The following is a 12498-nucleotide window of genomic DNA, read 5'->3' on the forward strand; positions in this document are numbered from 1 at the left end:
GATAGAAAGTGCCCAACCCATAGCATGACCTGCATTGCGTCGAACTGTGCCGCTCAGGATGGGGTGGCGTTTAGAACGACTTCCGAGTCATCTATGGAGGATTTCAGGCCATGCCGCCTCGTTCACCCTTTTTTATCGTGCCCCCACAGGGCCTTTCTCGTCGGCGTTTCGTCCAAGGGTTAGCCGCCGGCGGCGTTCTCGCTGGGCTGTCCACGCCAGCGTTCAAGGCATTTGCCCAGCAAGGCTCCGCGACGCGCGGTGCCGCCCCTGTGCTGAAGGGCACCGAGTTCGACTTGGTGATCGCCGAATCGCCCGTGAACTTCACGGGCAAGCCAGGCGTGGCTACGACCATCAACGGCTCGCTGCCGGCACCGACATTGCGTTGGCGCGAGGGTGACACCGTCACAATCCGTGTAACCAACAAGCTGCGTGAAGCCACATCCATTCACTGGCACGGGATCATCCTGCCGTATCAGATGGATGGCGTGCCGGGCATCAGCTTCAATGGCATCGCTCCCGGCGAGACCTTCACGTACCGCTTCAAGGTTCAGCAGAGCGGCTCCTACTGGTACCACTCGCACTCCGGCTTCCAGGAACTCACGGGCATGTACGGGGCGATCATCATCGACCCTGCTGGCGCCGAGACCATCCACGCCGACCGTGACCACGTGCTGCTGTTCTCGGATTGGACCGACGAAGACCCGATGCGGGTGTTCACCAAGCTCAAGTCCCAAAGCGACTATTACAACTACAACCAACCTACCGTCTTCGACTTCTTCCGGGACGCCTCGCGCGAAGGCACGGCCGCCGCGATCGACAAGCGCAAAATGTGGAACGAGATGCGGATGAATCCGACGGATCTCGCAGATCTGTCTGCCGCCACGCTGACCTATCTGGCCAACGGCGTCACCCCCGCCGGCAATTGGACGGCGCTGTTCCGACCGGGTGAGCGCGTGCGGCTGCGCATGGTCAACGGTGCGGGCAACACCTTCTACGACGTACGCATTCCCGGACTGAAACTCACGGTGGTGCACGTCGATGGTGTTGACGTGGAGCCGGTGACCGTCGATGAGTTCCGATTCGGTCCTGGCGAAACCGTCGACGTGATCGTCCAGCCACGGGATGACGCTTACACGATCTTCGCCCAGGCGATGGACCGGACAGGCTACGCGCGTGCCACGCTGGCCGTGCGTGAAGGTCTTCAAGCTCCCGTGCCTGCCCTCGATCCGGTCGAATGGCTGACCATGAACGACATGATGGGCGGCATGATGGGGGGCATGGACCATGGCGGGTCCGGCCAGGCCATGGAGATGACCGGGATGACGGGCATGACGGGCATGACGGGCATGACGGGCATGACCGGGATGACCGGGATGGGCTCGGGTTCGATGTCCGGGATGGATCATGGGGCGATGGCTGGCATGAACCACGGCGCCATGAACCACGGTGGCATGGCGATGGATCACAGCCAACACGCCGCGGCGGCGGGGGGACTGGCCGTGCCCAGCACTACTGCTCGCCACGCTCGCACCGAGTATGGTGCCAGCACGGACATGCGCGTTGACATGGCGCGCACCAACCTCGATGACCCCGGCATCGGACTGCGCAACAACGGTCGGCGCGTGTTGACCCTCGCGGATCTGCATACCCCGTCGGGGCCGCTGGACAAGAGAGGCCCTGGCCGGGAGGTCGAACTGCACCTTACGGGCAACATGGAACGCTACGCATGGTCCCTGGACGGGCTGGAGTTCGGAAAGTCCACGCCGGTGCACTTCAAACACGGCGAGCGGCTGCGGGTCATTCTGCACAACGACACCATGATGACCCATCCCATGCACCTGCACGGCATGTGGAGCGAGCTGGAAAGCCCCGACGGTCGCTTCCTTGCGCGCCGCCACACCCTGCCGGTGCAGCCGGCACAACGCATCAGCTTCCTGGTGACAGCCGACGCGCTCGGCCGCTGGGCGTGGCACTGCCACCTGATGTTCCACATGGATGCCGGCATGTTCCGCGAAGTCGTGGTGTCTTGAACCCAGCGCACAAGGAAGACCAAGAATGTCCAAAGCACTCCCCACTCGCGCACTGGCCACGACGCTTCTGGCCCTGGTAAGCGTCGCCGCCCAGGCACAAGCACAGAACGACCATGCAGCGCACGGCCAGGCCGACGCTCAAACGGCCGCGCCATCCACTCAGACCGTGGCTCCTGCCGCCGACCCGCACGCGGGTCACGCGACGTCGGCGAGCGGCTCGACCGCGGCCCCGGCCATGGATCACGGCAACATGCAGATGCAGGGCGGGTCGGCGCCTCCTGACGCCCGCGATCCGCACGGCTACTCCAATGGCCTGACATTGGGATCGGGCGACTACGCCGTACCCGGTGTGCCGCGGCTGATGCTGGCCGACGAACACAGGTTCTTTTCGTTGCGCGGCGAAACCCTGGAACGCCGCTTCACGCGCAAAGGGGACGATTCCACGGCCTACGACCTCCAGGCGTGGTATGGGACGACCTACAACAAGGCCGTCGTGAAGGCCGAAGGCGATATCGCCAAAGGAAAGCTCGAAGAATCGCGTACCGAGCTTCTCTGGGGGCACGCCGTCGCACCGTACTGGGACACCCAGCTCGGCGTTCGGGTGGATAACGGAGAAGGCCCGAGCCGTCAATGGTTGGCTTTCGGCATCCAGGGCCTCGCCCCCTACTGGTTCGAGCTGGAGGCGACGGGCTACGTGGGAAGTGGTGGACGTACGGCGCTGCGTGTCGAAGGCAGCTACGAGCTGCTGCTGACCCAGCGACTGATTCTGGAGCCTCGCGCCGAGTTGCAGTTCTATGGCAAGGACGACCCGGAACGCGGTATCGGCAAGGGCCTGGCCGAAGCGTCTGCTGGCTTGCGCCTGCGCTATGAATTCAGTCGCCAGTTCGCCCCCTATATCGGCGTGGAACGGGCGGGCAGCTTCGGACGCACCGCGGACTATGTGCGTGCCGAAGGCGGCCGTGCCCAGCAGACGCGCTGGGTGGCTGGCGTGCGATTCTGGTTCTAGAACCTAGCGGGTTTGATCATCTGATGAGAGGCAATCTATGAACATGCACTACGACAGAAGCCAGGGCAAAGTGCCGAGACGCCAGGCATTGATCGCTGGCTTGTTGGTGATGGCACTCGCAGGACCGAGCCTGGCGCAGAGCCGACCGATTGCCAAGGTCTGGAAGGACCCGAGCTGCGGATGCTGCAAGGACTGGGTCTCACACCTGCAAGGCGCAGGCTTCGATGTGCAGGTTCTCGACACCGGGAACACCGCAGCGCGCACGCGGCTGGGCATCCCACAGAAGTACGGTTCTTGCCACACGGCGCAGATCGGCGGCTATGCCATCGAGGGTCATGTGCCTGCCTCGGACATTCAACGCTTGCTGCGCGAAGCCCCGCAGGCCATCGGCCTCGCGGCGCCGGGCATGCCGGTCGGTTCGCCCGGCATGGATGGTCCGGCCTATGGTGGACGCAAGGACGCCTACGACGTGCTGCTGATCGGGAAAAGCGGTAGCAGCACGGTCTATCAGTCGCATCGCTGACCATCCATCAACCCTTCTTCGTGGAGATATGCCATGCAGCATCAGCACACACAGACCCCCAGCGATCGTCCCCGGTTCTGGCGATCGCGCTACGGCGTGGCGTTCCTCATCATCGCCGCTGTCGCCGCGTATTTCCTGCTCAAGGAGCACACGGCGCATGTTGCCGGCTATCTCCCCTTCCTGCTGCTGGCGGCTTGTCCGCTGATGCACCTGTTCATGCACCGTGGTCACGGCCACGGCGGACACGATCATGCCGCGCGTCAGGGTGAGGAAGGTGCCGCAGCCTCCAAGGAGCAGAAGCAATGAGTCGAGGCACTCGCACCGTGCGAGCACGCGACGCCGCGCTTGTCTCCTTGCGCGCCTGCGGCCTGCTGCGATCACCAGACACCAACGGTTAACGGCGGAGGCCACTTGTCACTATGAATTCACCCAGTAAGTCTTCAGGACAGGAGCACGCAGGCATGGCGGCGGGTGCCACAACGTCCGGCCCGCATACGCACCACCATCACGCCAGCCATGCTGGAAGTGACGATGCGGGCGGGTCCTCAAGCCACACGCAGCCCGATGCCGCGACGCGAGATCCGGTGTGTGGCATGGCGGTCACGGCGGCGTCGCAGCACCGCTCCACGCACTTGGGGAACACGTACTTGTTTTGCAGCACCGGATGCAAGGCCAAATTCGACGCCGATCCGGCGCGATATGCCAGCGGTGACGCGGGCATAGGCACAGGCAGCGGCCATGCACCGCATCACCATGCCAGCACCGCAGTTTCACCGGCCCCGGCGGCATCGCCAACCGCGCCCGGAACCGTCTACACCTGCCCGATGCACCCGGAGATCCGCCAGGATCATCCGGGAACCTGCCCCAAGTGCGGGATGACGCTGGAGCCTCTGCTGCCCGACCTCGATGACGACAACCCGGAGTTGCGTGACTTCTCGCGTCGCTTCTGGTGGACCTTGCCGCTGACGCTCGTGGTCCTGGCGCTGGCGATGCTGGGCGAGCGGCTGCACCTGATGGACATGGCTACACAGAGCTGGGTCGAGTTGGTGCTGTCGTTGCCGATCGTGCTGTGGGCCGGCTGGCCCTTCTTCTCCCGCGGCTGGCTGTCCGTGGTCAACCGCAGCCCGAACATGTGGACACTGATCGGCCTGGGAACGGGTGCGGCATTCATCTACAGCGTTGTGGCAACCGTTGCGCCGGAAGTGTTTCCAGCTTCCTTCATGTCCATGGGACGGGTCGGCGTGTATTTCGAGGCCGCCGCCGTCATCATCTCGCTGACACTGCTCGGCCAGGTGCTGGAACTCAAGGCCCGCTCCCAGACTTCGGCGGCCATCAAGTCGCTGCTGGGGCTGGCGCCCAAGACCGCGCGGCGCATCAATGCGGACGGCAGCGAGGAAGACGTGCCGCTCAGCCATGTGCACGTCGGCGACCTGCTGCGCATCCGACCCGGCGAGAAGGTGCCGGTGGATGGCATCGTGCACGAGGGCAGCAGCTCGATTGACGAATCCATGCTGACCGGCGAACCGCTGCCCGTCAGCAAGCGCGTGGGCGACAAGGTCATCGGGGCCACACTCAACACCAGCGGCGCGCTGGTCATGCGTTCGGAGCGGATCGGCTCGGACACCGTTCTGTCGCAGATCGTCCAGATGGTCGCCCAGGCGCAGCGTTCCAAGGCACCGATGCAACGCATGGCCGATGTCGTTGCCGGCTACTTCGTGATGGCCGTCGTCGCCATTGCGGTCACGACGCTCTTTGTATGGGGATTCTTCGGGCCACAGCCCACCTGGGTCTATGGACTGATCAATGCGGTGGCCGTCCTGATCATCGCCTGCCCGTGCGCGCTGGGTCTGGCCACGCCGATGTCGATCATGGTCGCAACGGGCCGTGGCGCCACGCAGGGCGTGCTGTTCCGCGATGCCGCGGCGATCGAGAATCTTCGCAAGGTCGATACCCTCGTCATCGACAAGACAGGAACCCTGACCGAAGGCCGACCTGCTTTCGATCAGGTCGTCGCAGCGCCCGGCTTTACGAACGATGAGGTGCTGCGTCTTGCGGCCAGCCTGGACCAGGGCAGTGAACACCCCCTGGCCGACGCCATCGTGCAGGCCGCGCGTGCCCAGGGCCTCCAACTCGTGAAGCCTCAGAGCTTTGAATCGGGAACCGGCATCGGCGTGCGCGGAAAGGTTGAGCACCGGCAACTGGCGTTGGGCAACACAGTGCTGATGGAACAGTCTGGCGTATCGGTGGAACCGCTCGTACCCCAGGCCGAAGCTCTGCGCGGCGAAGGGGCCAGCGTCATGTACCTGGCGGTGGACGGGCAGCTCGCGGGCTTGCTCGCCGTATCCGATCCGGTCAAGGGCAGCACCCCCGAGGCCCTGGCCGCGTTGAAGGCTGCGGGCCTGCGGGTCATCATGGCCACCGGGGACGGGCAGACCACCGCCAAAGCCGTCGGTGCACGCCTGGGCATCGACGAGGTGCATGGTGAGGTCAAGCCGGCGGACAAGCTCATGTTGATCGAGCGGCTGCAGAAAGAAGGACGCATCGTCGCCATGGCCGGTGACGGCATCAACGACGCGCCGGCCTTGGCGAAGGCAGACGTGGGCATCGCCATGGGAACGGGAACCGACGTGGCGATGAACAGCGCCCAGGTCACGCTTGTCAAGGGCGACCTGCGTGGCATCGCTGTCGCTCGCACGCTCTCGGTGAGTACCGTGCGCAACATGAAGCAGAACCTCATGTTCGCCTTCCTCTACAACGCGCTGGGCATCCCCATCGCCGCCGGGGTTCTCTATCCCCTCACGGGCTGGCTGCTGTCGCCGCTGATCGCAGCATTGGCGATGAGCCTGAGTTCGGCGTCCGTCGTTGGCAACGCCTTGCGCCTGAGAGCGAGCCGACTGTGACCGGATTTTCTTTCTGAACCTACAGGAGCCTGCTATCGCCCAGCGAACCGTTTCTTTCGTTCCACGCCGTTGCGAAGGTGCAAGCCTTATCTCGGCATTTCGTTCTTAAACCACACCTCACACATCCAGGTAGAAACTTCTATGACCCGTTCACATTTCATCGCCAAGCTCGTCGCGCCGATCGCTGCTGGTCTGTTCGCCACCGCCGCATTCGCGCATCCTTCGCTGGTGTCTTCAACGCCGGCCGACAAGTCGCAGGTTTCCGCGCCAGCCACCATCGAGCTGAAGTTCTCCGAGACGCTGGTGCCGCAGTTCTCCGCCGCGAGCCTTGTCATGACTGGCATGCCGGGAATGGCGAGCCATGGCCCGATGAAGATCAACGCCAGCGTCGCGGGTGCCGGCGACGGCAAGACCATGGTCATCACGCCGGCACAGGCGCTCCAGCCCGGTGACTATCGCGTCGAATGGCGTGCCGTCTCCTCGGACACGCATCCGATCACGGGTAACGTCACCTTCAAGGTGAAGTAAGCCCATGGCCGGGGATTGGTTGACCATCGTCCTGCGCCTGGCGCTGTATCTGGACCTGGCGGCGGCTTTTGGCGTCGCCATGTTCGGTCTCTATGCTTTGGGCAACGACGAGCGATCCTCGACGATCTCGCGCCGCTATCGCGTCCTCATTGGCGCATCCGCTGCCATCGGCATTGCCCTGTCGATGTGGGGCATGACGGTCATGGCCAAGGCCATGTCCGGCGCCCAGAGCTACGCGGAGCTGTCAACGCACGTCTTCGACATGCTCATTACGGGCACGCACATGGGCATCGCCTGGTGCATTCGCATCCTCGCGCTGTTGGTGTGTTTGCTCGTCGCAATGTTGAAATTGAACGCTACCTTGCGATTTGCAGTGATGGCGCTCTCCACCGGCGTGGCGCTGGCGACCCTTGCGTGGGCAGGCCACGGCGCGATGGACGACGGCGTTCGCGGCTACATCCATCTTGCGTCGGATATCACGCACCTCTGGGCAGCGGGCGCTTGGGTGGGCGCATTGGTGGCGTTCTTGATGCTGGCATCCCACAAGCGGGATGTCGCGCAAGACCCGGTAGCGGTCCTCAGTCGGACGTCGAATGGCTTTGCTCGCATAGGTACAGCGATCGTGGCTGCACTCGTCGTGAGTGGAATTCTCAATTACCTGTTGATCGCCGGACCATCGTTTGATCCGCTCATCTCGACGCTGTATGGCCGGCTGCTGATGGTAAAGCTCTTGCTTTTCGCAGGCATGCTGGCGTTGGCTGCTGCCAATCGGTATCGGTTGAGCCCGAGCCTGGAGGCAGCTTTGAAGGCAGGCAATCGCGCACAGGCAGTCATTAAGCTTAGGCAGAGTCTGTTCACGGAGGCGACCTTGGCCGTTTTGGTTCTGGCGAGCGTTGCATGGCTTGGCATCTTGTCTCCCACTGGAACCTAGTCCTTCATGGGCGGCAGATGACAGCACATGAATTGAATGTAATGCACGGGTAAGCGCTCTGTAGACCGCCTGCTTTTACATTTAACGACGCGGCGCAAGTTGTCGTCGTTTTTACAAAGGAGTCGATCATGAAATCGCAAATTGTCATTGCCGCCCTGTTGAGCGCTCTCTCCGTGCCAGCCTTCGCCGGTCATGCAGCAGCCCAAGCAGCCAAGGAAATGGTTCCCTTGGCTGACGGGGGAACGCTGTACATCTTCAAGGACGGAAAGATGGCACAGGAAAGCCGCTTCGGGCGCGCCGTCTATCTCAATGTCGGAGCTTCGGTGTCGACGAAGGATGGGCGCAACATCGCGATCACCAGCAATGAAGTCGCTCGCCTCGGGTCGCTGCTACAAAAAGAGCACGGCGGATGACGCCGCGGGTGTGCGGTGCTTTTCAAAGCTTCTGCACAGTGTGACAGAGACGCGCGCCCCGATCGGGCGCGCGCGCGCTTGGGACGCGTCACGAGCAACCACGAGCGCTCAAGATGCCAGTTTTTGCGATGTCAAGCGCATCAACTTCCCTGAAATGGATCCAGCCTCCCCGTCCACCGTGATTCGTCCACGGGACATCTGGCGCGAATGAGAACTTGCGAGGAGCCCGATTTATGGAGTTGCGTCATCTACGATGCTTTGTCGTCTTAGCAGAGGAGTTGCATTTCACGCGGGCGGCCGAGAGGCTGCATATAGAGCAACCCCCCTTGTCTCGCGCGATCAAGGAGTTGGAAGATGAGCTTGGGGTCACGCTGTTTGACCGCGACCGCAGGGGCACACGGCTGACCGTGGCGGGGGCGGCATTCTTGCAGGACACCCGCCGACTCTTCACTGTCCTGGAGCAAGCGCGTGAGAATGCCAGAGCCATTGCCGCGGGCCTGAGGGGCAGCCTGCGCATTGCAATTTCCGATGGTGCGATGGACCCACGACTATCGGCGTTCCTAGCTCGTTGCCGCGCGGAAGAGCCCGAGGTCGAGATACGTCTCTCCGAGGTACCGCTGACCGAGCAGATACGGGGCCTACGGTCTGGCGACTTCACGATCGGATTTGCACACGCGGCGGATGTTGGCGAAGGCATCGTGGCTGAACCGATCTGGCGAGACCCGATTGTGATCGCCGTGCCAGCGCGGCACTCGCTTCTTGCGCACAAGCAAGTTCCGCTGAACGAACTTCAGGGTCACCCACTGGTTCTGTGCGACAAACTGGCCTGCGAAGGCTACTGCCGAGAACTAAATCGGCTGCTACAGGTTCTGGAACACAGACTCAACGTTGTCGAAGAAGTGTCGTCGCTGGACATGATGCTAACGCTCGTCGGCGCAGGCTATGGGATTGGTTTCATGACGGCGACCAAGATTCCCATCAGCCAGAGGCCGGACGTGGTGATTCGCCCTCTGGCGCAGGACACGGCGGTAATCACAACCTATCTGCTTCGGCCAGAAAGCAGCAACTCATCGGTTTCGCTGGATCGCTTCATCGAACGTCTGCGAGGACCTCCGGATGACTAAAGCGTCAATGCCTATCTGAATCGTGCGCCGCGGCACGAAGATTGCGTTCGGCTGCGCTGACGAGTTCCGCAGCACTGAGCTTGAGTCCGGCGGCGATTCTTAAGATCAGAGCGAGAGTGGGCATGTGCTCCCCACGCTCTATTTTGCCCATGTGCGATCGCTCGATCCCTGCTTTCGCAGCCAGTTCTTCCTGAGCAACACCTTGCGTCAGCCGGGCGACACGAACGGCCGCTCCGAATGCCAACGCTGGCTCGGCGTCGAAAGTGGTAGTTCCTGGGGGACGGCCTCGTCGGACAGTTCGCTTCTCCATCCTTGGAAGCGTCGAACAGTCCAAACAATTTAACCACGTTAAGTTTAACTCAAACTAGCTATCATGAAGACTTTCCATCCTTGTCTTATCGCTTCTTGGGGCCTCTCATGCACGACGCCACCAGCCCACGCCCACAGCTCAGGCTCGCCATAGCGCCTGGTGTGGCCTCTTCGTACCTAGCTGCATTGCTTGCCCTGCAGCGCGCGGAGGAGCCCGAAGTTTCTATGGAATTTAATGAGGTTACGACGAGCGATCTCATTACAGGCCTCTACAAACGGCGCTTCGACGTCGGCCTTTCTTTGAAGCAGGTGAGCGATTCTTCGCTGAAGAGTCTTTCTATTTGGTTTGAGGCGACAGCTCTTGCCACGCCGCTGCGATACCCACTGCTCCGGCAGCAGTCAATCAGAATAGACGAACTTAAGGAGCACTCCGTGTTTCGATGGAAGGCCGAATATTCTCCTTCGCTGGACCAGTACCTGTCCTCCATGTCATCAACGGAAAGGCCGAATGTCCAGCATGTCAGTTCTTTTGAGATGTTATTGCTCTGGGTCGCAGCTGGATATGGCGTAGGGATTTCTTCGCGATCACGCATCGAAACCGCTAGCCAGTGCGGAATCTGCACGCGCCCAATAGCCGATGGCCCCTACGAGGTCATTACGCACCTGCAGCGACTCTCGGGGCAGACGAATCTTGTAGCTGATCGATTTGAGCTTAGAGCCTTGCGAGTTGCCGAGGCGCGTAAAGCATGACAACCACGTGCGGTGGCCGCCCTTGCCGGTGGATTTGCAGCGGGTGCCGGTTCGGGCCAAGGCGCCGTCCAGACGCATCAATTCATCCTGGAAACTGACCTTGATCAATTCAACTCCCTACAACTTCCAATAGTATGTCCGCATGATCGGCTTAAGGCGCCTTCTCGCAAGATGGAGCCGCTGGATTACCAGCGGCCTAGTCGTAACCTTGCTTTTCTCGCAGGTTGCGATGGCGATGTACGTCTGTCCCAAGCCAGACCCGAGGGCATCTGTGGAAACCACGCAAATGCGTGCCACGATCTCGATGCAGCAGGCTGACAAGTTGCCAATGTCGGATTGCACCGGCATGCCTGATTCCATGGACAGCGAAGCGCCACAGTTGTGCCACGCTCATTGCAGTGGCGATCGGGAGTCGGCGCTTTCATGGCAGGGGCTGGACATTCAGTTTCTCGCGGCGCACGTGATGTGGCTCCCCAACTCGCTGCCCGGGTTGGTTCTCGACCGGGTAGCCCTCAGGCGGCACGTTACCTACATTCCTCCCAATCCCCGCGCGGGCTTTCCCCCGATCTATCTCACGTTTCAAGTCCTGCGGAATTGACACGCCGATCCGTGCTCGCTGCGCAACCACGCGGCAGGCCATGTGATTTCGTGAACACCCATTCCGAGGACAACCATGTTTACTCCCTTTTTTGGCGCCCCCGAGGGGCGCCCATCGGCGTACGGCCGAGGCACAACGCCGGCCTCGATGCGATTGCATCGTCTGAAAGCTATCAGCATCGCGTTGGCGGGCAGTGCGCTTGTTTCGCCTGTAGCCTACGCCCTCGATTTTGCTGAGGCACGCCTTATCGCGGAGCAGCAGAGCCCACGCATCAACGCGCAGCAGTTGCAGGTCAACGTCGCCGAATCCGTGCAGAAGGCAGCAGGCTCGCTGCCCGATCCCAAGCTCTCGCTCGGCATCGAAAACTACCCCATCAGCGGCATGGATCGCTGGAGCATGACGCGCGAATCCATGACGATGCAGCGCCTGGCGCTCATGCAGGAAGTGCCCAACAGGGCCAAGCGCGACGCCCAGGTCGCCAGCGCGCAGGCGCGTGTGGATCGAGAGCGCGCGGCGCTGGTTTTGCAGCGATTGCAGATCCGCCAGGAACTCAGCCTGGCGTGGATCGCCGCGCAGGCGGTGGAGCAACGGGAGATACTGCTGACGGAACTGCTCGCGGAGAACCAGCGCCTGCAAGACAGTCTCCCCGCTCGCGTCGCCGGCGGCACCGCCCAGGCTGGCGACCTGTTGGTCGCGCAACAGGAGGCACTGACACTCACGGACCGCCGTGACGATCTACAGCGGGACCGGGCCAAGGCCAGGGCCGCGTTGCGGCGCTGGGTGGGCTCCAGGGCCGACGAAGCACTGCAAGGCGATCCAGGCCCGCTCACTCGCCCCGTCGCGCAACTGCGCACAGAACTGGCGAATCACGCGGAGCTTGAACTCTATCCGGCGATGCAAAGCATGGCCCGGGCCGAGTCCCACGAAGCCCAATCGGAGACCCGCGGCGATTGGGCCTGGGAAATCGCCTATAGCCGGCGTGATCGCCGATGGGGCGACATGGTGTCATTCCAGGTGACATTCGATCTGCCATGGCAGAAGGACCGACGCCAAGTGCCCATGATCGAGGCGAAACAGCGCGAGTTGGAACGTTTGGACGCCGAACGCGAAGACGTGGAGCGGCGGCATTTGCAGGAGTTGGACGACAGCGCCGCCGAACTCCAAGCGTTGAACAGCCAGATCGACCGCCTGCAGACCACCGGCTTGCAACTGGTACAGAACCGAGCGGCGCTTGCGCTGAGCAACTACCGATCCGCCAAGGGGGACCTGAGCGCTGTGCTCAGTGCGCGCGCCCAGGTGCTGGAGACGCGCATGCGTCTGATCGACCTCGGAGCGCAGCGCGACAGCCTGGTCGCCCGCCTGAACAGCCTGATCGCGGACTGAGTG

General features: G+C 62.4%; 13 protein-coding genes. 12 read left to right on the forward strand and 1 reads right to left on the reverse strand.

The window, feature by feature from the left end; all coding sequences use genetic code 11:
- Positions 1-110: 110 nt before the first annotated feature.
- The 9 genes from HMPREF3014_RS13865 (at position 111) to HMPREF3014_RS13905 (ending at position 9455) form a co-directional block, all read left to right on the forward strand.
- A complete protein-coding gene (locus HMPREF3014_RS13865; protein ID WP_023109461.1) occupies positions 111-2030 on the forward strand; it encodes a copper resistance system multicopper oxidase in 1920 nt (639 codons plus the stop codon).
- Positions 2031-2055: 25 nt separating this feature from the next.
- Entirely contained in the window at positions 2056-3036 is a 981-nt protein-coding gene (locus HMPREF3014_RS13870; protein WP_005408883.1) for a copper resistance protein B, read from the forward strand.
- A 37-nt stretch (positions 3037-3073) separates the two neighbouring features.
- On the forward strand, positions 3074-3559 hold the full coding sequence (locus HMPREF3014_RS13875; protein ID WP_023087259.1) for a DUF411 domain-containing protein: 486 nt from the start codon (positions 3074-3076) through the stop codon (positions 3557-3559).
- A gap of 33 nt (positions 3560-3592) precedes the next feature.
- Positions 3593-3865, forward strand: a complete 273-nt coding sequence (locus HMPREF3014_RS13880) for a DUF2933 domain-containing protein (protein WP_006226242.1) — start codon at positions 3593-3595, stop codon at positions 3863-3865.
- A gap of 287 nt (positions 3866-4152) precedes the next feature.
- On the forward strand, positions 4153-6459 hold the full coding sequence (locus HMPREF3014_RS13885; RefSeq protein ID WP_196656379.1) for a heavy metal translocating P-type ATPase: 2307 nt from the start codon (positions 4153-4155) through the stop codon (positions 6457-6459).
- A 141-nt stretch (positions 6460-6600) separates the two neighbouring features.
- Positions 6601-6987 carry a copper homeostasis periplasmic binding protein CopC gene (copC, locus tag HMPREF3014_RS13890; protein WP_008063308.1) on the forward strand — a complete coding sequence of 129 codons (387 nt, stop codon included), beginning with the start codon at positions 6601-6603 and terminating at the stop codon, positions 6985-6987.
- Between the two features lie 4 nt (positions 6988-6991).
- Positions 6992-7918, forward strand: a complete 927-nt coding sequence (gene copD / locus HMPREF3014_RS13895; RefSeq protein ID WP_023087257.1) for a copper homeostasis membrane protein CopD — start codon at positions 6992-6994, stop codon at positions 7916-7918.
- Positions 7919-8046: 128 nt separating this feature from the next.
- The gene (locus HMPREF3014_RS13900; RefSeq protein ID WP_003090336.1) at positions 8047-8331 is read left to right on the forward strand and encodes a CopK family periplasmic copper-binding protein; all 285 of its coding nucleotides are present in this window, start codon (positions 8047-8049) and stop codon (positions 8329-8331) included.
- A 233-nt stretch (positions 8332-8564) separates the two neighbouring features.
- Positions 8565-9455, forward strand: coding sequence for a LysR family transcriptional regulator (locus tag HMPREF3014_RS13905; RefSeq protein WP_003097524.1), 891 nt, complete (start codon positions 8565-8567; stop codon positions 9453-9455).
- 4 nt (positions 9456-9459) lie between these two features.
- On the opposite strand, the gene HMPREF3014_RS33505 is transcribed toward HMPREF3014_RS13905, so the two are convergent.
- Entirely contained in the window at positions 9460-9765 is a 306-nt protein-coding gene (locus HMPREF3014_RS33505; protein WP_003097526.1) for a helix-turn-helix domain-containing protein, read from the reverse strand.
- Between the two features lie 107 nt (positions 9766-9872).
- Between HMPREF3014_RS33505 and HMPREF3014_RS33510 the strand changes: the two genes are divergently transcribed.
- The 3 genes from HMPREF3014_RS33510 to HMPREF3014_RS13920 all read left to right on the forward strand — a co-directional run bounded on the left by HMPREF3014_RS33510 (position 9873) and on the right by HMPREF3014_RS13920 (position 12495).
- The gene (locus tag HMPREF3014_RS33510; protein WP_071534919.1) at positions 9873-10514 is read left to right on the forward strand and encodes a LysR substrate-binding domain-containing protein; all 642 of its coding nucleotides are present in this window, start codon (positions 9873-9875) and stop codon (positions 10512-10514) included.
- Between the two features lie 286 nt (positions 10515-10800).
- A complete protein-coding gene (locus HMPREF3014_RS13915; RefSeq protein ID WP_196643839.1) occupies positions 10801-11112 on the forward strand; it encodes a hypothetical protein in 312 nt (103 codons plus the stop codon).
- A gap of 75 nt (positions 11113-11187) precedes the next feature.
- On the forward strand, positions 11188-12495 hold the full coding sequence (locus HMPREF3014_RS13920; RefSeq protein ID WP_023087254.1) for a TolC family protein: 1308 nt from the start codon (positions 11188-11190) through the stop codon (positions 12493-12495).
- Positions 12496-12498 lie beyond the last annotated feature (3 nt).

The organism is Pseudomonas sp. HMSC065H01, assembly GCF_001815235.1.
In the GTDB taxonomy this organism is placed as follows: domain Bacteria; phylum Pseudomonadota; class Gammaproteobacteria; order Pseudomonadales; family Pseudomonadaceae; genus Pseudomonas; species Pseudomonas aeruginosa.